Source organism: Pseudomonas sp. P2S-1, from assembly GCF_057197725.1.
The window spans coordinates 4,276,441-4,295,970 of the sequence record NZ_CM170068.1 but is presented as its reverse complement, the minus strand read 5'-3'; the positions used below and the strand labels follow the sequence as shown (position 1 = coordinate 4,295,970).

At 65.5% G+C, this 19,530-nt stretch carries 17 protein-coding genes; 12 read left to right on the top strand and 5 right to left on the bottom strand.

All coding sequences use genetic code 11. The features are described 5' to 3' along the window. Positions 1-11: 11 nt before the first annotated feature. Positions 12-755, bottom strand: coding sequence for an NRDE family protein (locus AC2CQI_RS19185; protein WP_484577608.1), 744 nt, complete (start codon positions 753-755; stop codon positions 12-14). Between the two features lie 133 nt (positions 756-888). Here AC2CQI_RS19185 and AC2CQI_RS19180 point away from each other — a divergent pair, with 133 nt between their 5' ends. From AC2CQI_RS19180 to AC2CQI_RS19170, 3 genes are read left to right on the top strand one after another with little or no spacing between them, the layout of a single operon-like run. Continuing rightward, positions 889-1,671 carry a sulfite exporter TauE/SafE family protein gene (locus AC2CQI_RS19180; protein ID WP_075802894.1) on the top strand — a complete coding sequence of 261 codons (783 nt, stop codon included), beginning with the start codon at positions 889-891 and terminating at the stop codon, positions 1,669-1,671. Positions 1,672-1,685: 14 nt separating this feature from the next. Then, entirely contained in the window at positions 1,686-2,495 is an 810-nt protein-coding gene (gene lgt, locus AC2CQI_RS19175; RefSeq protein ID WP_075802895.1) for a prolipoprotein diacylglyceryl transferase, read from the top strand. Between the two features lie 49 nt (positions 2,496-2,544). Next, positions 2,545-3,516, top strand: a complete 972-nt coding sequence (locus AC2CQI_RS19170) for a thymidylate synthase (protein WP_484577607.1) — start codon at positions 2,545-2,547, stop codon at positions 3,514-3,516. Positions 3,517-3,646: 130 nt separating this feature from the next. Here the strand turns inward: AC2CQI_RS19170 and cadR are convergent, their stop codons facing one another. Continuing rightward, positions 3,647-4,090, bottom strand: a complete 444-nt coding sequence (gene cadR / locus AC2CQI_RS19165) for a Cd(II)/Pb(II)-responsive transcriptional regulator (protein ID WP_075802897.1) — start codon at positions 4,088-4,090, stop codon at positions 3,647-3,649. An 83-nt stretch (positions 4,091-4,173) separates the two neighbouring features. Between cadR and AC2CQI_RS19160 the strand changes: the two genes are divergently transcribed. The 7 genes from AC2CQI_RS19160 to AC2CQI_RS19130 all read left to right on the top strand — a co-directional run bounded on the left by AC2CQI_RS19160 (position 4,174) and on the right by AC2CQI_RS19130 (position 13,134). After that, entirely contained in the window at positions 4,174-6,414 is a 2,241-nt protein-coding gene (locus AC2CQI_RS19160; RefSeq protein WP_484577606.1) for a heavy metal translocating P-type ATPase, read from the top strand. A gap of 8 nt (positions 6,415-6,422) precedes the next feature. After that, entirely contained in the window at positions 6,423-7,292 is an 870-nt protein-coding gene (locus AC2CQI_RS19155; RefSeq protein WP_075802898.1) for a LysR family transcriptional regulator, read from the top strand. 205 nt (positions 7,293-7,497) lie between these two features. Beyond that, positions 7,498-8,562, top strand: coding sequence for a putative 2-aminoethylphosphonate ABC transporter ATP-binding protein (locus AC2CQI_RS19150; protein WP_484577605.1), 1,065 nt, complete (start codon positions 7,498-7,500; stop codon positions 8,560-8,562). A gap of 1 nt (position 8,563) precedes the next feature. Beyond that, positions 8,564-10,288 (top strand): putative 2-aminoethylphosphonate ABC transporter permease subunit, encoded by a 1,725-nt coding sequence (locus tag AC2CQI_RS19145; protein ID WP_484577604.1) that lies wholly within the window; start codon positions 8,564-8,566, stop codon positions 10,286-10,288. Between the two features lie 45 nt (positions 10,289-10,333). Next, positions 10,334-11,359 carry a putative 2-aminoethylphosphonate ABC transporter substrate-binding protein gene (locus AC2CQI_RS19140; protein ID WP_484577603.1) on the top strand — a complete coding sequence of 342 codons (1,026 nt, stop codon included), beginning with the start codon at positions 10,334-10,336 and terminating at the stop codon, positions 11,357-11,359. A gap of 102 nt (positions 11,360-11,461) precedes the next feature. Further along, positions 11,462-12,589, top strand: a complete 1,128-nt coding sequence (locus AC2CQI_RS19135; protein ID WP_484577602.1) for a TIGR03364 family FAD-dependent oxidoreductase — start codon at positions 11,462-11,464, stop codon at positions 12,587-12,589. Beyond that, positions 12,586-13,134: a phosphonate degradation HD-domain oxygenase gene (locus AC2CQI_RS19130; RefSeq protein ID WP_484577601.1), complete on the top strand. Its 549-nt coding sequence runs from the start codon at positions 12,586-12,588 to the stop codon at positions 13,132-13,134. The genes AC2CQI_RS19135 and AC2CQI_RS19130 overlap by 4 nt, the downstream gene beginning before the upstream one ends. 176 nt (positions 13,135-13,310) lie before the next feature. Here AC2CQI_RS19130 and AC2CQI_RS19125 read toward each other — a convergent pair whose 3' ends face one another. Both AC2CQI_RS19125 and AC2CQI_RS19120 read right to left on the bottom strand, forming a co-directional pair. Further along, complete coding sequence (locus AC2CQI_RS19125; protein ID WP_484577600.1) at positions 13,311-14,675, bottom strand: GTPase/DUF3482 domain-containing protein; 1,365 nt, start codon at positions 14,673-14,675, stop codon at positions 13,311-13,313. Further along, positions 14,668-16,047 (bottom strand): DUF2868 domain-containing protein, encoded by a 1,380-nt coding sequence (locus AC2CQI_RS19120; protein ID WP_484577599.1) that lies wholly within the window; start codon positions 16,045-16,047, stop codon positions 14,668-14,670. Before AC2CQI_RS19120 ends, AC2CQI_RS19125 begins: the two co-directional genes overlap by 8 nt. Before the next feature lie 66 nt (positions 16,048-16,113). Between AC2CQI_RS19120 and AC2CQI_RS19115 the strand changes: the two genes are divergently transcribed. Next, entirely contained in the window at positions 16,114-16,632 is a 519-nt protein-coding gene (locus tag AC2CQI_RS19115) for a dihydrofolate reductase (RefSeq protein ID WP_484577598.1), read from the top strand. 75 nt (positions 16,633-16,707) lie between these two features. On the opposite strand, the gene AC2CQI_RS19110 is transcribed toward AC2CQI_RS19115, so the two are convergent. Beyond that, positions 16,708-18,096, bottom strand: coding sequence for an L-cystine transporter (locus AC2CQI_RS19110; RefSeq protein ID WP_484577597.1), 1,389 nt, complete (start codon positions 18,094-18,096; stop codon positions 16,708-16,710). Positions 18,097-18,340: 244 nt separating this feature from the next. Here AC2CQI_RS19110 and AC2CQI_RS19105 point away from each other — a divergent pair, with 244 nt between their 5' ends. Further along, positions 18,341-19,396 (top strand): haloacid dehalogenase-like hydrolase, encoded by a 1,056-nt coding sequence (locus AC2CQI_RS19105; RefSeq protein WP_484577596.1) that lies wholly within the window; start codon positions 18,341-18,343, stop codon positions 19,394-19,396. The last annotated feature ends 134 nt before the right edge of the window (positions 19,397-19,530 follow it).

The following is a 19,530-nucleotide window of genomic DNA, read 5'->3' as shown; positions in this document are numbered from 1 at the left end:
GGCCCTCAGCTTCACAGCATCAATTCGACTTCGCCCAGATGCCCCCCAAACGGCCCAAAACTCCTTTCCACCAGCCTGCGCCGCCCATCTGCCTCAACCACCAGCACCGTACTCGCCCGAGTCCCATAATTCTGGCTGGCAATGAACACACTGGAGAGCAACCGCTCGGTCGCCAACCCGACCCCGGTACTGGGCAGCTCCCCATCCGCCGCCTGCCGGCCATCCCCCAGCAGTTCGAACAGGTCTTCCAGTTGCGGATCATCCAGCCGCTCCCGCAACCCTTCCCGCGCCTTCACCAGCTTCGGCCATGGCGTATCCAGCGCCGCATTCGATAGCCCATACACCCCGGCCTCCAGCATCCTCGGCGCACCACCCGCATGCAGATACCCCAACTGCGCGGCATCCCCGACCAGCAGGTTGAACCCCGAATAAAGCCCCGCCTCGCCAGCCACCTTCTGCAGATAGGCCTCGACCGACAGCTCCCCGCGCAGATACCCCGCCACCAGCTCGCCCCGCGACCTGGCGCCCAGCGCCTGCCCCGGATCGCGAATATTGGTCAGCGCCGCGAACCGCCCCTGCGGCCCCACGCCCAGCCAGGTACCGCCGGCTTCCAGGTCGCGCCCGGCATGCACACCAGGCACCTCGTCCCAAGCGGCCAGGGCCTGGGTCGGTCGGGCATAGAACTCGTCACGGTTGGCCGCGACGATCAGCGGCCGGGCATGCCCCGGCTGCCAGGCGAAAACGATCAGGCACATCGTGTGTCCCATTCTCTTGTCGGTGGTGCCTCACTCTACCTCAGACGGTCCTGACAAGGTCTTCATCCGCCTTTAGTGGAGGCAAGTGCCCGGCTTCCGTTACCATGCCGGACTGAATTTTCCGGGGGCGACAATGGAATTCGTGCTCTACCTGCTACTGGGCGCCTGCGCGGGCGTGCTGGCCGGGCTGTTCGGCGTCGGTGGCGGGATCATCATCGTGCCGGTGCTGGTGTTCAGCTTCACCCTGCAGGGCTTCGACGCTTCCGTGCTGACCCACCTGGCCGTCGGCACCTCGCTGGCGACCATCGTCTTCACCTCGATCAACGCCATCAGCGAGCACCATCGCAAGGGCGCGGTGCAGTGGCCGATCTTCGCCTGGATGACCCTGGGTATCCTGATCGGCGCCGTCATCGGCTCCAAGACCGCCTCGCTGATCCAGGGTCCGTTGCTGCAGAAGATCATCGGCGTGTTCGCCCTGCTGGTCGCCGTGCAGATGACCCTGGACCTCAAGCCCAAGGCCAGCCGCGGCGTGCCCGGCAAGGTCGGCCTGACCCTGGCGGGCAGCGTGGTAGGCTGGGCTTCGGCGATCTTCGGCATCGGTGGCGGCTCGCTGACCGTGCCGTTCCTGACCTGGCGCAGCCTGCCGATGCAGCAGGCGGTGGCGACCTCGTCGGCCTGCGGCCTGCCGATCGCTTTGGTCAGCGCCTTGAGTTTCATGCTGCTGGGCTGGCACGAAGAGCACCTGCCGCCCCATAGTCTCGGCTTCGTCTACCTGCCGGCACTGATCGGCATTGCTGTCACCAGCATGTTTTTTGCCCGTTTCGGCGCACGCCTGGCGCACAAATTGTCGCCGCGCCTGCTCAAACGCCTGTTCGCCGCGCTGCTGTTCTGTGTCGGCCTGAGCTTTTTGCTTTAACGAGAGGAGTCACCATGCTGCCTTACCCGCAGATCGATCCCGTGGCACTGGCCATCGGGCCGCTGAAAATCCATTGGTATGGCCTGATGTACCTGGTCGGTATCGGTGGCGCCTGGCTGCTGGCGTCGAGCCGGCTCAACCGCTTCGATCCGACATGGACCAAGGAAAAGCTCTCGGACCTGGTGTTCTGGCTGTCCATGGGTGTGATCGTCGGCGGACGGCTCGGCTACGTGCTGTTCTATGACCTCAGCGCCTACCTGGCCCAGCCGACCCTGATCTTCGAAGTGTGGAAGGGCGGCATGTCGTTCCATGGCGGCTTCATCGGCGTGATGCTCGCCGCGCTGTGGTTTGGCAAGCGCAACAACAAGACCTTCTTCGAGCTGATGGACTTCGTCGCGCCGATGGTACCGATCGGCCTGGGGGCCGGGCGGATCGGCAACTTCATCAACGCCGAACTGTGGGGCAAGGCAACCGACGTGCCATGGGCCATGGTCTTCCCGCCGTTCAGCGACCCGGCGCAACTGCCGCGTCACCCGTCGCAGCTGTACCAGTTCGCCCTGGAAGGCGTCGCGCTGTTCCTGATCCTCTGGCTGTACTCGCGCAAGCCGCGGCCGACCATGGCGGTGTCTGGCATGTTCGCGCTGTTCTACGGGATCTTCCGCTTCATCGTCGAATTCGTTCGCGTGCCGGACGCCCAGTTGGGCTACCTGGCCTGGGGCTGGCTGACCATGGGTCAGATTCTCTGCGTCCCGATGATCGTCGGCGGTCTCGCCTTGATCTGGTGGGCCTATAATCGCAAGCCGACGGTCAAACCCGCGGTCTGATTTTCCACGGCAGGGGCGATCCCCCTGCCGTCTTCGTTACAGGAACGCTATGAAACAGTATCTGGACCTGGTCCGCGACGTTATCGAGAACGGCACCCTTCAGGAAAACCGCACCGGCGTGCGCACCATCGCCCTGCCGGGCGCCATGCTGCGTTTCGACCTGCAGAAGGGCTTCCCGGCCATCACCACGCGCAAGCTGGCGTTCAAATCGGCCATCGGCGAGATGGTCGGCTTCCTCCGTGGCGTGAAGAACGCCGGCGAATTCCGCGAGCTGGGCTGCAAGGTCTGGGACCAGAACGCCAACGAAAACGCCCAATGGCTGGCCAACCCGTTCCGCCAGGGGCATGACGACCTCGGCGAGATCTATGGCGTGCAATGGCGCCAATGGCCTGCCTACAAGCGCATCCCGCTGAGCAACCCGGCGGCCATCGAGTTGGCGCAGAACAGTGGTTTCGTGAAGATCGCCGAGTCCGAAGAAGACGGTGAAGCCTTTGTCGTGCTGTACAAGGCCATCGACCAGATCCGCCAGTGTGTCGACACCATCATCAACGACCCCAACAGCCGGCGCATCCTGTTCCACGGCTGGAACTGCGCGCAGCTGGACGAAATGGCCCTGCCGCCGTGCCACCTGCTGTACCAGTTCCACCCGAACACCCAGACCAAAGAGATCTCCCTGACGCTCTACATCCGCTCCAACGACCTGGGCCTGGGCACACCGTTCAACCTCACCGAAGGCGCTGCGCTGCTGTCGCTGATCGGTCGCCTGACCGGCTACACGCCGCGCTGGTTCACCTACTTCATCGGCGATGCCCATGTGTATGAAAACCACCTGGACATGCTCAACGAGCAGCTCAAGCGCGAACCGCTGGAAGCGCCGAAGCTGGTGATTTCGGACCGGGTGCCGGAGTTTGCCAAGACCGGCAAGTACGAGCCGGAGTGGCTGGAGAAGATCGAGCCGAGTGACTTCAGCCTGGAAGGGTATGAGCACCATGCGCCGATGACGGCGCCGATGGCGGTTTAAACCGGCTCTAGCAGTACACACAATCCCTGTGGGAGCTGGCTTGCCAGCGATTTGGCCAGATCAGACAACATCATTGCTCATGATGGCCTCATCGCTGGCAAGCCAGCTCCCACAGGGTTAGCGGCGAGTCTTAATGGCCGTGACTTCTACCGACATGGGAGTGTTCTCCCTCCGGCACCGAAACCGCCCCATTCACTTCCAGTCTCTCCAGAATCGCGCAATGCTCGCCCTCGGCGCGGCATCTTCTGCGCAACTCCACCAATTGCTCCTGCAGCGCCACCAGCCCGTCGATCCGCGCCTGTACGTGCTCGATATGTTCGTCGACCAGCGCATTGACGCTTTCACACTGGTCCTGCGGGCTGTCCCTTAGCCGTAGCAGGCTGCGAATCTCCTCCAGCGTCATGTCCAGCGTTCGGCAGTTGCGGATGAAGGTCAGCCGCTCGACATGGGCCTGGGTGTAGACCCGGTAATTGCCCTCGCTGCGCGCCGGTTCCGGCAGCAGGTTTTCCCGCTCGTAGTAACGGATGGTCTCCACCGCGCAATCGGTGGCCTTGGCCAGTTCGCCGATCTTCATCTGCAAATACCTCGACAGGTTGCTTGACCCTATAGTGGCTACAGGGTGTTCACTTGGCAACAGGACATTTAGGGATGAACCCCATGAACCAGCCTGTCACCCACGATCACGAACATAAGCACCACGATCACGACCATAAGTCGCATGATCATGCGCATGCCCATAGTTGCTGTTCCGCCGCCGAAGCCCCGGCGCTGGTGCAACTGAGCGAAAAGGCCAGCGCCGACGCCCGCCTCAGCCGCTTCCGCATCGAGGCCATGGACTGCCCGACCGAGCAGACCCTGATCCAGAACAAACTGGGCAAGCTGGACGGCGTCGAGCAACTGGAATTCAACCTGATCAACCGCATCCTCGGCGTGCGCCACACCCATGGCGATACCCAGGGCATCGAGCAGGCCATCGCTTCGCTGGGCATGAAGGCCGAGCCGCTGACCGACGAGGCTGCCGAAGCCAAGCCGGCCCCGGTGAAGAAGTCCTGGTGGCCACTGGCGTTGTCCGGCGTGGCTGCACTGGCGGCGGAAATCGTACATTTCACCGCTGCTGCGCCGGAGTGGATGGTGGCGGCCCTGGCCCTGGCGGCGATCCTCGGCTGCGGCCTGGGCACCTACAAGAAGGGCTGGATCGCTCTGAAGAACCGCAACCTCAACATCAACGCGCTGATGAGCATCGCCGTGACCGGCGCCGTGCTGATCGGCCAGTGGCCGGAAGCGGCCATGGTGATGGTGCTGTTCACCCTCGCCGAGGTGATCGAGGCCCGGTCCCTGGACCGTGCGCGCAACGCCATCGGCGGGCTGATGCAGTTGAGCCCCGACATGGCCACGGTGCAGCAGGCCGACGGCCAGTGGCTGGAGATGGAAGTCGCCAAGGTGCCGCTTGGCTCTTTGGTGCGGCTGCGTCCCGGCGAGCGAGTCGGGCTGGATGGCGAGGTGGTCAGCGGCCAGTCGAGCATCGACCAGGCGCCCATCACCGGCGAAAGCCTGCCTGTGGAAAAAGGCCCGGGTGACAAGGTCTTCGCTGGCACCATCAACCAGTCCGGCGCCCTGGAGTTCCGGGTGACTGCCGCTGCCGGCGAGTCGACCCTGGCGCGTATCATCCGCGCCGTCGAAGAGGCCCAGGGTGCGAGGGCGCCGACCCAGCGCTTCGTCGATCAATTCTCGAAAATCTACACCCCGGCAGTCTTCGCCTTCGCCCTCGCCGTGGCCGTGATTCCGCCGCTGTTCATGGCCGGGGCCTGGTTCGACTGGATCTACCGCGCCCTGGTCCTGCTGGTAGTGGCCTGCCCCTGCGCCCTGGTGATTTCCACCCCGGTGACCATCGTCAGCGGCCTCGCCGCCGCCGCACGCAAGGGCATCCTGATCAAGGGCGGCGTGTACCTGGAAGGCGGGCGCAAGCTGGACTTCATCGCCCTCGACAAGACCGGCACCCTGACCCACGGCAAGCCGGTGCAGACCGACGTCCAGGTCCTCGACCCACTATTCGCCGAGCGTGCCCAGCGTATTGCCGCCAGCCTTGGTGGCCGCTCCGACCACCCGGTATCCATGGCCATTGCCCGTAAAGGTGAGGAAGACGGCCTGGCCCGAGAAGAGGTAGGCAACTTCCAGGCCCTGATGGGTCGTGGTGTCAGCGGTGAAGTGGACGGTGTGCTCTACCACCTCGGCAACCACCGCCTGGTGGAAGAACTGGGCCTGTGCTCGACGGAGCTGGAAGCCAGGCTGGACGTGCTGGAGCGCCAGGGCAAGACCGTGGTCCTGCTCCTCGACGGCTCCGGCCCGCTGGCCCTGTTCGCCGTGGCCGACACGGTCAAGCAGACCAGCCGCGAAGCCATTGCCGAGCTGCACCAACTGGGTATCCGTACCGTCATGCTCACCGGCGACAACCCGCACACCGCCGATGCCATCGCTGCCCAGGTGGGTATCGACGAAGCCCGCGGCAACCTGCTCCCAGCTGACAAGCTGGCGGCCATCGAGGACCTGTATGCCAAGGGCCACCGGGTCGGCATGGTCGGCGACGGCATCAACGACGCCCCGGCCCTGGCCCGCGCCGAGATCGGTTTCGCCATGGCCGCCGCCGGCACCGACACCGCCATCGAGACCGCCGACGTCGCCCTGATGGACGACGACTTGCGGAAAATCCCGGCCTTCGTCAGGCTCTCGCGGCAAAGCGCGGCGATACTGGTGCAGAACATCGTTCTTGCCCTGGGTATCAAGGCGATCTTCCTGGCGATCACTTTTGCCGGCATGGCGACCATGTGGATGGCGGTGTTCGCCGATATGGGCGTCAGCCTGCTGGTGGTCTTCAACGGCCTGCGCCTGCTGAGAAAGTAAGAGGATTTATGCTGAGTTCCGAGCTGAAGGCGTTCTACCGGGTGGCCCGCCTGGGCAGCATCACCCTTGCGGCAAAGAAGCTCGGGCTCAGCCAGCCCACCGTCACCACGCAGATCCGCAACCTGGAAAGCCATTACGGCGTCGAGCTGTTCTACCGCGGTGGCCGGCGTCTGGCCCTGAGCGAGGAGGGCGCACGGCTGCTGCCGATGGTGCGCGACCTGCTGCAGAAGGAAGCCGATATCGAGTTCTTCCTGCGCAACAGCGGCCAGCAACAGGGCACGCTGCGGGTGGCGGCGACTGCGCCGTACTACATCCTCGATCTGGTGAAGATCTTCCGTGAGCGCCTGCCGCAGGTGGAGGTCTCGGTGGAGATCGGCAACTCGCAGCAGGTCCTGGAGTTGCTGGAGGAATACCGGGTGGATGTGGCGGCGTCGTCGCAGTTGCTGGAAGACAATCGGCTGATACGGCGGATATTGGGTACCGATCCACTGGTGGTGGCGGTGCATCGCAGCCATCCATTGGCCTCGCGGGAGTCGGTGCCGCTGGCGGCGCTGGCCGGGCATTGCCTGCTGATGCGCGAGCAGGGCTCGACGACCCGCAAGCTGACCGAGCAGATGCTTGAAGAGGCCGGGGTGAAGGTCGGGGCGCTGCTGGAGATCGGCAGTCGCGAGTCGATTCGCGAGGCGGTGCTGAGGAATATCGGGATCAGCATCATTGCCCGGCATGAAGTGCCGCATAACCCGGAACTGCGGGTGCTCAGCCTGGAGGGGGCACCGGTGATGCATGAGTATCTGTATTGCCTGAAGGAAAGGCGTCAGGCGCGGTTGCCGGCTGCTTTTTTGGGGTTGGCCCAGGAAATGTCGGCCATTGATTCCTGACTCGAGGGCCCTATCGCTGGCAAGCCAGCTCCCACAGTGTCCGCGGCGCCGCTGAACCTGTGGGAGCTGGCTTGCCAGCGATGAGGCCCTCAAGAGCACCAACAAAAATCTGCCAATACCACTATCGGCAGCTTTTGCCCCAACGCCACGGAACCTTCGCAAAGCGTACCTAGCATGACCCTCATTCGTTCGGTGAGGTCCTGTCATGAACAACACGCTTGCACAACCCGGCGCCCAGTTGCGCGTTCGCGGCATCAACAAACGCTTCGGGGCCTTCACCGCCCTGCAGGATGTATCCCTCGACGTCGCCGCCGGCGAGCTGGTCTGCCTGCTCGGCCCGTCCGGCTGCGGCAAGACCACCTTGCTGCGCTGCATCGCCGGCCTCGAACGCCAGGACTGCGGCGAGCTGATGATCGGCGGCCGAGATATCTCCACCCTGCCGCCGCAAGCCCGTGACTACGGGATCCTGTTCCAGTCCTACGCGCTGTTCCCCAACCTCACCGTCGAAGCCAATATCGCCTACGGCCTGGCCGGCAGCGGCCGCAACGAGGTGCGCCAGCGCGTCGGGCAGATGCTGGAACTGGTCGGCCTGACCGGCAGCGAAAAGAAATACCCCGGCCAGCTCTCCGGCGGCCAGCAGCAACGCGTCGCCCTGGCCCGCGCCCTGGCCCCGGCGCCGTCCCTGCTGCTGCTCGACGAACCCATGTCGGCCCTCGACGCCCGGGTCCGTGACCATCTGTGCACCGAGCTGCGCCAGCTCCAGCGCCAACTGGGCATCACCACCCTGATGGTTACCCACAATCAGGACGAAGCCATGCTGATGGCCGACCGCATCGCCGTGATGAACAACGGCCAGGTCGAGCAGTACGCCACCGCCCAGGAAATCTACGACCGCCCGGCCACGCCGTTCGTCGCCGAGTTCATCGGCCAGGGCAACTGGCTGCCGTTCCAGCGTTGCAGCGACAGTCATGCCCAGGTCGGCGACCTCAACCTGCGCCTGGCCCCGGGCGCCAAGGCCAGCGGCAGTGGCCGGCTGTTCTGCCGTCCCGAGGCGATCACCATCAACCCGATCGTCCACGAGGAAAACCTGTTCCCGGCGCGTCTGCGGGAAATCACCTTCCTCGGCAACCGCTGCCGCATGAGCTTCGAACTGCATCAACTGCCGGGCCACGCCCTGCTCGCCGAAGTCGCCCCGGAAGCCATGCCGCGCCTGGGTTCGCAGGACATCTGGGTGGCCCTGCCGCCGCGCAGCCTGCAGGTCTTTGCCTGAAATGGGCGCTCCCCTCACCCTGCCGATCGCCCAGGCGAAGGCAAAACCGCGGTCCGGCGTTGCCCTGGGTGACCGCTTGTTCGTGGTCGGCGGCAAATGGCTGCTGCTGATGTTCCTTGTGGTCTCGGTACTGCTGCCGTTGCTGGCCATCTTCTGGCGCGGCTTCAGCAGCGAAGCCGGGCAGGGTGGTGGCCTGGTCGCGGCCCGTGAACTGTTCGCCAGCGCCAACTTCCACTGGCTGCTGGGCAACAGCCTCAAGGTCTCGCTCAGCGTCGCCGCCATCGTCGTGCCCTTGGCCTACCTGTTCGCCTACGCCCTACAGCGCACGCTGATCCCCGGCAAGCGCCTCTGGCGCGGGATTTCCCTGCTGCCGCTGCTGGCGCCGTCGATGCTGCCGGCCATTGCCCTGGTCTATCTGTTCGGCAACCAGGGGCTGCTGCGCGGGCTGCTCAGCGACAACATCTATGGCTTCTGGGGCATCGTCCTGGGCGAGGCGATCTACACCTTCCCCCATGCCCTGATGATCCTGCTGTCCGCCTTGTCCCTGGCCGATGCCCGGCTGTTCGACGCCGCGTCAAGCATGGGCGCGGGCCCCTGGCGCGCCTTCCACAGCATCACCTGGCCGGCCACCCGCCAGGCCGTGTTCGCCGCCTTCTGCCTGGTGTTCACCCTGACCATCACCGACTTCGGCGTGCCGGTGGTGGTGGGCGGCGACTACCAGGTGCTGGCGCTGGAAGCCTACAAGGCGGTGGTCGGCCAGCAGCAGTTCGGTCGCGGTGCGCTGATCGGCATGGTCCTGCTGCTCCCGGCGCTGCTCAGCTTCGGCGTCGATGCCTGGCTGCGCCGGCGCCAGGGCGAGGCCATGAGCGGGCGGGCCCAGGTCTTTGAACCGGCAGTTTCGCGGCAGCGTGATGCCTGGTTCCTCGCCGTGGTTGTGCTGGTCTGCGCCATCCTCCTGCTGGTGGTGGGCATGGCGGTGTACTCGTCGCTGGTGAAATTCTGGCCATACAACCTGTCGCTGTCGCTCAAGCACTACCAGTTCGACGAAACCGCCGGCGGCGGCTGGCTGGCCTACCGCAACAGCCTGACCATGGCCTTGGGCACCGCGCTGATCGGCAGCGTGGCGATCTTCAGCGGCGCCTACCTGATGGAAAAGACCCGCAGCCAGCGCAGCCTCAACCTGGTCCTGCGTCTGCTCAGCTTCGTGCCGATGGCGGTACCGGGGCTGGTGCTGGGCCTGGGCTACGTCTTCTTCTTCAACCTGCCGGGCAACCCGCTGCACGTGTTCTACGGGAGCATGGCGCTGCTGGTGATCTGCACCATCGCCCACTACCTGACCACCGCGCAGATGACCGCGACCACCGCCCTGCGCCAGCTCGACGGCGAGTTCGAGGCGGCCGCGCTGTCGCTCAAGGCGCCGCTGTACCGGCACTTCCTGCGGGTCACCGTGCCGATCTGCCTGCCGGCGCTGCTGGACATCATCCGCTACCTGTTCGTCTCGGCGATGACCACGGTGTCGGCGGCGATCTTCCTCTACAGCCCCGACACCATCCTCGCCGCCGTCGCCGTGCTGAACATGGACGACGCCGGCAATGTTGGCGGCGCCGCGGCCATGTCGACCCTGATCCTGTTCACCAGTGCCGGCGTCTCGCTGCTGCTGGCCTGGGCCTCCAACGGCCTGCTGAAACGCTCCCAGGCCTGGCGCCAACGCGCGCTTAGGCCTTGATCGCGCCACCCAACCTGACCAACGTCCCTTCAAAGGAACCGCATCATGTTCAAGCCACTCGCCCTTGCCGCTGCCGTCCTCTCTGCGTTCAGCCTGCAGGCCAGCGCCGCGCAGACCTCGCTGACGGTCTACACCGCACTGGAAGCCGAACAGCTCAAGAGCTACAAGCAGGCGTTCGAAAAGGCCAACCCGGACATCGAGATCAAGTGGGTGCGTGACTCCACCGGGATCATCACCGCCAAGCTGCTGGCCGAGAAGGACCGCCCGCAGGCCGACGCGGTCTGGGGCCTGGCGGCTTCCAGCCTGGCGATCCTCGACCAGCAGGGCATGCTGCAGACCTACGCGCCGAAGGACCTGGGCAAGATCGGCGCGAACTACCGCGACGCCGCCAACCCGCCTGCCTGGGTCGGCATGGACGTGTGGGCCGCGACCATCTGCTTCAACACTGTCGAAGCCGAGAAGCAGGGCCTGACCAAGCCGGTGAGCTGGCAGGACCTGACCAAGCCTGAATACAAGGGCAAGATCGTCATGCCGAACCCGGCCTCGTCCGGCACCGGCTTCCTCGATGTCAGCGCCTGGCTGCAGACCTTTGGCGAGCCGCAGGGCTGGGCCTACATGGATGCCCTGCACCAGAACATCGGCCAGTACGTCCACTCCGGTTCCAAGCCGTGCAAGCTGGCGGCGGCGGGGGAATTCCCGATTGGTATCTCCTTCGAATACCCGGCCGTGCAGCTCAAGCGCCAGGGCGCGCCGCTGGACATCGTCCTGCCGAAGGAAGGCCTGGGCTGGGAGATCGAGGCCACTGCGGTGATGAAGGGCACCCAGCATGAAGAGGCGGCCAAGCGCCTGGCCGACTTCTCCGCCAGCCCGGCGGCGATGGAGCTGTACAAGGAAAACTTCGCCGTGCTGGCCCAGCCGGGGATCGCCAAGCCGCAGACCGAGCTGCCGGCGGATTACGAGCAGCGCCTGATCAAGAACGACTTTGCCTGGGCCTCGAAGAATCGCGACGAGATCCTCAGCGAGTGGCGCAAGCGGTATGACGGCAAGTCCGAGAAAGTCGCGCAGCAGTAGATCTTCATTGGCTTCATCGCTGGCAAGCCAGCTCCCGCTCGGACCCTGTGGGAGCTGGCTTGCCAGCGATGCTCTTTGAACCTGCATACACCAGGACCAGAAATGACCGATTTCCTGATTGTCGGCGCCGGCATCCTCGGCCTCTCCCACGCCTATGCCGCTGCCCGCCGTGGCCTGCGGGTCAAGGTCTTCGAACGCAGTGCCACGCCGCTGGGCGCCTCGGTGCGCAACTTCGGCCAGGCCCTGATCAGCGGCCAGCCGCCGGGCATCATGCTCGACCTCGCCCGCGCCAGTCGCCCGCTATGGGCGCACTGGGCCGAAACCGCCGGCTTCTCCATCAAGCGCAACGGCTCGCTGCTGCTGGCCCGCAACGACCTGGAGCGCGACCTGCTGGAAGCCTTCTGCACTTCCCGCGCGGTGGAGCACGGCTACCCCGCGCGCCTGCTCGAAGGCGATGAACTGCGCGCCCTCTACAACGGCCGTTTCAGCCATCACCGCGCCGCCCTGCATGGCCTCGACGACCAGCAGGTGTTCTCCCGCGAAGCCCTGCCCAGCCTGATCACCTGGCTGCGCGAGCAAATGGGCGTGGAGTTCCACTTCTCCACCCTGGTGCGCGGCATCGAACCGGGTCGCCTCGACACCACGGCTGGCAGTTTCAGCGGCAAGCAGATCGTGGTCTGCTCCGGCCACGACTACCAGACCCTGCTCGCCGAGCCGATCGCCGCGTTGCAGCCCCAGGTCTGCCGCCTGCAAATGCTTCGCGCCCGTCCGCGCTTCGAACTGGGCCTGCAACACTCCCTGCTCACCGGCTTGAGTTGCCTGCACTACGGCGCCTACGCCGACCTGCCGGAAGCTGTGCCGCTGCGCGAACGGGTCGAAGCCAGCAGCCCGCATCTGCTGGAGCACGGCATTCACCTGCTGATCAGCCCGACGCCTCATGGCGAACTGATCATCGGCGACTCCCACAGCTATGGCAGCGATGCCTCGCCGTTCAATGCCGAGCAAGTGGACAATTGGATGATCGAACTGGCCGAGCACACCCTTGGCGGGCGTATCGAGGTGGTCGAGCGCTGGCAGGGCGTGTATGGCTCCGGTGGGCCGGGACCGTTCTCGTTGCTGCCGGTGACGGACGGGATCAGCGCTGCGCTGATGCACACCGGCGTCGGCATGAGCGTCGGGCCGGCACTGGCCGAGCGGCATGTGGCGCGATTGCTGGGTGAAGCCCTGTGAGCACGCCGGAGCAGGTGGTGGACGGGCTGTTCGCCCTCTATGAGCGGCATGGCGACGAGGATTACATCGGTGAGCCGGTGTCCCAGTTGGAGCACATGTCCCAGGCGGCCGGGCTGGCCTTGGCCGAGGGCTACGACGATGAAGTGGTGCTGGCGGCGTTCTTCCACGATATCGGGCACCTGTGCGAGGGGGCGGATATGGGCGGGTATGGCGTGGTCAGTCACGAGCGCGTCGGCGCCGAATGCCTGCGCCGCTGCGGATTTGGCGAGCGCATGGCGAAGCTGGTGGAGTACCACGTCGAGGCCAAGCGTTATCTGGTGCTGCGCCAGCCGGGGTATCTGCAGCGGTTGAGCGAGGCGAGCCGGCGGACCCTGGCGTATCAGGGCGGGATGATGAGCGAGGAGGAAGCCGATGCCTTTGAACGGGACCCGTTGTGTGCGGTGAGTTTGCGCATGCGGGTGTGGGATGAGGAAGCGAAGCTGGAGTGGGTGCCGGTGATGGATCTTGGGGTGCTCAGGGCCAAGGCTTTGGCGTTACTGACCTGAGCTGTTCGGTGAGCTTCCGGGCCTCATCGCTGGCAAGCCAGCTCCCACAGGTATCGCGTGCACCGCTGGATCTTGACAGTTGCATTTCTTGGGTGGACTTGAGTGCTACAGGTCTCGCGTGCACCGCTGGACCCTGTGGGAGCTGGCTTGCCAGCGATGAGGCCCGAAAGAACAACCTAGATCTCCAGCACCAGCCCCTCGATCTGCTCCAGCCTTTCGGCCTGGCTCAACCTGGCCCCCGGATTCAGCGAAGACCACTGCGGATGCGCCCGCGCCTTGCTCAAGGCCGCCGGCAGCTTGCCTTCCCGCCAGGCCTGATCCGGCGGCATGTCCAGCCTGATCCGGTTCACCGCCGCATGCCCCCGGCTATCCAGCGCCTGCAACAACTGCCGCTGCCGCATTGCCAGCAACCGCAGCACCGCATCATCCACCGTCAGTTCCTGCTGCCCCTTCAACTTGCCGAGCAAGCGCGAGCCATAGCTGCGCGCCGTCCCCAGCGCACCACCGGCAATCGCCCCGGCCAGTGCGGCGACACCGAGGGTCAGCCCGCCCACTGCCAGATCGATCCCGGCACCCGCCGCCGCCCCGGCCATGGCCCCGCCACCCAGGCGAATGCCCAGCAGCTTGAGGGTTTCCGGATTGAACAGGTCATCGCCCCAGCGCCCGTCGAGCAACGGCAGGTCCCCGGCATTGGCATCCTCACGGCGAAACGCATAGAGCTTGAGCAGCGCCTCGACACAACGCTGCTCCCGCTGGCGGATGGCATCGCGCAGTTCGGCGATGGCGGCCGCTTCTGCCTCCGGCTTCGCCACCACGCTGCGCCGTGCCGCCGCGCAATCCACCAGCAGTTCGGCGATCAGGCGCTTGCCGCTGTGCTGGCGAACCTGCCGCTGCGCCTGCTGGTCATCGATCAGCCGCTGCAACGCCGGGCGGGCGTTTTCCAGCATCAGGGCGAGGCTTTCATACAGCCGCCGCTCGCCATCTTCCGGCGGCGCCACGCTGTCGAAACGTACCAGCGCATGCAGGCCGAGGCGGGCCAGGGCTTCGCGCCAGTCCGGCTCGCGGTGGCCGCTGCTGGCGACGAAGTTGAGCACCGGCAACAGCGGCTTGCCGCAACCGGCAAGGACTTCCAGCTCGTCGCGGTACTTGGCCAGCACCGGCTCGCGGGCATCGATCACATACAGCCCGGCATCGCTGGCCATCAACTGGCGCAGCACTTTGGCTTCCTGTTCGAAGCGCTGGCGTGCCTCGGCACTCTGCAGAAAACGCTCCAGCCGTGCCGGTCCATCGAGCCGCTCGCCCGGCCGCTCCAGGCGTTCGAGGTAGTCGAGCAGGGCGATGGCATCTTCCAGTCCGGGAGTGTCGTACAGCTCCAGCAGCGGCTGACCGTCCACCGACAACCGCGCGCCCTCGACATGCCGGGTGGTGCTCGGACGATGGGACACCTCGCCGAAACCCACATCCCGGGTCAGGGTGCGCAGCAGCGAAGTCTTGCCGACATTGGTATGGCCGACCACGGCGAGTTTCAGGGCATCAGTCATGTCCATGCTCCAGCCAGTTCAGCGGTGAGGTGTCGGCGTGAGGCAGGCCCAGTTGGTCCAGCGCCTGGTGCCAGTCGCCAAGGCGTTCGGCGTCCAGGGCCTGGCCCTGAGGTGGTTGCATCAGCCAGATCCGCGTGGCAGCAGCGCTGCGGGCCAGTTCGGCGAGCAGCGCGAGGCTGCCACGATCCGGCGAGCGGCGCGGGTCGCAGGCAATCGCCAGGCGGGCTGGCGGGAAATGGCTGAGCTGGTCGAGCAGACGGCGGCGGGATTCGCGGCTGTCGAGCACACCGGCATCGGTGACCGAGGCCGGCAGGGCGGGCGGCCAGGGACGCTGATCGTCCAGCTCCAGGCCGACCAGCAGCGCGCCTTCGTGCTGCACATCGTCCTGGCTGCGCTGGATCTGCGGCAGGTGCTCGGGGGCGGCATCGTTGACGCCGAGGCGTTCGCTGCTCGGCATCAGCGCTTCGCGCAGGCTGCTGTAGCCGGGCAGCTTGAGGTCCAGCGCCAGCCGCGCACAGCCCTGGCGCCAGCGCCATTGGCACAGGGCGGCGAGGATCAGGCGCGGGAGGATGCCGTAGACCACCAGCACACCCAACAGCCAGCCGGCCCAGGCCTGGCGGCTGAGGTCCAGGGCCGGCAGGCTGTCGCCGCTGGCGCGGATCATCGCCACGTCCGGTGTGCTGAAACCGAGCAGTGCCGGCAGGGCGCCGAGGGCCTGGGTCAGGCTGACGAAGGTGTCGGGTTGAAGCAGGGTGGTTTCCCAGACGAAGCCGTAGCGCCTGGTTGAAAGCAGCATCAGCATCAGTACCAGCGCGCTGCCCAGCGCCAGCAACCACAAACCATGCACCAGCGCACCGAGCAGCCAGCGGGTCAGGCGCTGGCGTTGCAGCAGGACCAGCAAGGCAGGGGCGAGGTGGGCGGCCTTGGCATCGCGGGCAAGCTTTTCGCTGAGCCACAGCCATAGGCGTCCGAGGCTCGCACCTTGCTCGCCGGCCAGGAAAAACCCGGCAGCCCAGCCCAGCAGCAACAGCAGGTTGAGCCCGAGCAGGCTGCCCAGGGCCCAGAACACATTGACCGGGCGCTGCCCGTCGCCGAGGGCGGCGAAGGCCAGCCCGCTGCCGCTGACCACGGCCAGCACCAGCAGCGCCAGCAAGGCCAGGCGCGCGCCGCGCTTGTAGTGCTCCAGCGCCTGGCGCAGGCCATCGCGTTCAGCCAGCCACAGGGCGCGGGTCTCGATGCGCTGGGCCAGGTCGCCGCCTGCCTGGCGGGCGCGGCGGTTGGCTTCCTGGTCGTCGAGGGGGCCGGTATGTTCTTCGCGCAGGCGTACCGCTTCGGTCAGCCAGCGTTTGTCCAGATCGGTCAGTCCAGTCACGTACAGCTTCCTTGAACCATTCACCGGGGAAGCATAACCCAGGCGTCCTTTGCTATCCTCGCCGGCATGAATACATCACTCCCCCTCAGCCTGATCGTGGCTCTCGCCGAGAACCGCGTCATCGGCCTCGACAACCGCATGCCCTGGCACCTGCCGGGGGACTTCAAGTACTTCAAGGCCACCACCCTGGGCAAGCCGATCATCATGGGGCGCAAGACCTGGGATTCCCTGGGGCGGCCGCTGCCGGGGCGGTTGAACCTGGTGGTCAGTCGCCAGCCGGGGTTGCAACTGGAAGGCGCCGAGGTGTTTGCTTCGCTGGAAGAGGCGATTGTCCGCGCCGATGCGTGGGCGCGGGAGCAGGGCGTCGACGAGCTGATGCTGATCGGCGGCGCGCAGTTGTATGCGCAGGGGCTGGAGAAGGGGCTGGTGGATCGGTTGTATCTGACCCGGGTGGAGATGAGCCCGGAAGGGGATGCGTGGTTCCCCGAGGTGGACGAGGGCGTCTGGAAGAAGGTGTCGAGCCAGCAGGGGCCGGTGGAGGAAGGGAAGCCGGTTTACCACTTTGAGGTTTGGGAACCGGTCTAGGGCCCTATCGCTGGCAAGCCAGCTCCCACACGGACCCTGTGGGAGCTGGCTTGCCAGCGATGAGGCCCTCGAGGCCTACGAATGACTCAGCTGAACCTGCTCATCCCCAGCTAAAACAGCCTTGTCGGTCTGCCCCAGCATCTGGCTGGTAATGGTCCCCGCCGTCATCGCCCCACTGACATTCAGCGCCGTGCGGCCCATATCGATCAGCGGCTCCACCGAGATCAGCAGCGCCACCAGTTCCACCGGCAAGCCCATGGCCGGCAGCACGATCAGCGCCGCGAAGGTCGCTCCGCCACCCACTCCGGCCACCCCGGCCGAACTCAGGGTCACCACCGCCACCAGCGTGGCGATCCACAGCGGATCCAGCGGGTCGATCCCCACCGCCGGCGCAACCATCACCGCCAGCATCGCCGGATACAGCCCGGCACAGCCGTTCTGCCCGATGGTCGCACCGAACGACGCGGCAAAGCTGGCGATCGCCTGCGGTACACCCAGACGCCGGGTCTGCGCCTCGATGCTCAGCGGAATGCTCGCCGCACTGGAGCGGCTGGTGAAGGCGAAGGTCAGCACCGGCCAGACCTTGCGTGCGAAGCGCAGCGGGTTGACCCCGGCCAGCCCCAGCAGCACGCCATGCACGCCGAACATCAGCGCCAGGCCGATATAGGACACCACCACGAAACTGCCCAGCTTGATGATGTCGTCGAGGTTGGAACTGGCGACCACCTTGGTCATCAGCGCCAGTACGCCATACGGCGTGAGCTTCATCACCAGGCGCACCAGGCGGGTGACCCAGGCTTGCAGGGTGTCGATGGCCGCGAGGGCGCGGTTGCCCTTCTCGGCATCGTCCTTGAGCAGTTGCAGGGCGGCGACGCCAAGGAAGGCGGCGAAGATCACCACGCTGATGATCGAGGTCGGCTTGGCCCGGGCCAGGTCGCCCACCGGGTTGCTCGGCAGGAACGAGAGCAGCAGTTGCGGGATGTTCAGGTCGGCGACCTTGCCGGCGTAGTCGCTCTGGATCGTCGCCAGCCGCGCGGTTTCCTGGGTACCGGCGACCAGGCCTTCGGCGCTGAGGCCGAACAGGTTGGTCAGGACGATGCCGATCAGCGCGGCGATGGCCGTGGTGAACAGCAGGGTGCCGATGGTCAGCACGCTGATCCGCCCCAGCGACGAGGCATTGTGCAGGCGCGCCACGGCGGAAAGGATCGAGACGAAGATCAGCGGCATGACGATCATCTGCAACAGCTGCACATAGCCGATGCCGACCAGGTCCAGCCAGCCGATGGTGGCTTTCAGGATCGGGGTGCCGGCGCCGTAGATCGTGTGCAGGGCCAGGCCGAACAGCACGCCGAGGACCAGGCCGACCAGCACCTTCTTCGCCAGGCTCCAGCCCGAGTTGAGTTTGGCCAGGCCCAGCAGCAACGCCAGGAACACCAGCAGGTTAAGAAACAGCGGCAGGTTCATTGAAGCTCCAGAAGAAAACGACGCACACCGCCTCTGCGGGCGGTTGCTGAAACGAAAATGCTAACAGTCTGAAAACAAACGACTTTATATCGTTATGGAATTAGCCATGTCGTTTCTGGAATAAACGCGGGTCGCTTTCAGGTATGTGGTTGCCGTTTGCAGGGCTTGTCGGCGTCGCTGTCAGAGCCGAGCGGCCGGGGCCGAGTGCTTAGGGTGGGACGTTCATCTTCCAGGAGAACCGCCCATGACGTTCGCCCCGAAATGCCTCGCTGCCGGACTCGCCCTGCTGTTGAGCTGGCAAGCCCAGGCCGTGGAACTCAAGCACTGGCCCGCCGAGGCCGCGAAGCAGCTCGACACGATGATCGCCGCCAATGCCCACAAGGGTAACTACGCGGTATTCGACATGGACAACACCAGCTACCGCTTCGACCTCGAGGAATCCCTGCTGCCCTTCCTGGAGAACAAGGGCGTGCTGACCCGCGACAAGCTCGACCCGTCGCTCAAGCTGATGCCGTTCAAGGACACCGCCGAGCACAAGGAAAGCCTGTTCAGCTACTACTATCGCCTCTGCGAAGTCGACGACATGGTCTGCTACCCGTGGGTGGCGCAGGTGTTTTCCGGCTTCACCCTCAAGGAACTGAAGGGCTACGTCGACGAGTTGATGGCCTCGGGCAAACCGGTGCCGAGCACCTATTTCGAGGGGGACCAGGTCAAGACCATTGAGGTCAACCCGCCCAGGGTCTTCACCGGGCAGACCGAGCTGTACAACAAGCTGATGGAGAACGGCATCGAGGTCTATGTGATGACCGCCGCCTCGGAAGAGCTGGTGCGCATGGTCGCCTCCGATCCGAAGTACGGCTACAACGTCAAGCCGCAGAACGTCATTGGCGTCAGCCTGCTGCTCAAGGACCGCAGCAGCGGCGCCCTGACTACCGCGCGCAAGCAGATCAGCGCCGGGCATTATGACCCGGCGGCCAACCTGGGCCTGGAACTGACCCCGTACCTGTGGACCCCGGCGACCTGGATGGCCGGCAAGCAGGCGGCGATCCTCACTTATATCGATGAATGGAAGAAACCGGTGCTGGTGGGCGGGGATACGCCGGACAGTGATGGCTACATGCTGTTCCACGGTGTCGACGTGTCCAAGGGCGGGATCCACCTGTGGATAAACCGCAAGGCCAAGTACATGGACAAGCTCAACGGGATGATTGCCAAGAACGCGGCGGCCCAGGCCAAGGAAGGGTTGCCGGTGACGGCGGACAAGAATTGGGTGGTGGTGACGCCGGAAGAAATCCAGTAGTTCTCAGGGGCCTCATCGCTGGCAAGCCAGCTCCCACAGGGACCGGGTGCACCGCGAAACCTGTGGGAGCTGCGGTTCGGCGCCCCGACTTGCCAGCGATGAGGCCCTCAAGGGCAACAAAAAACAATACCAAT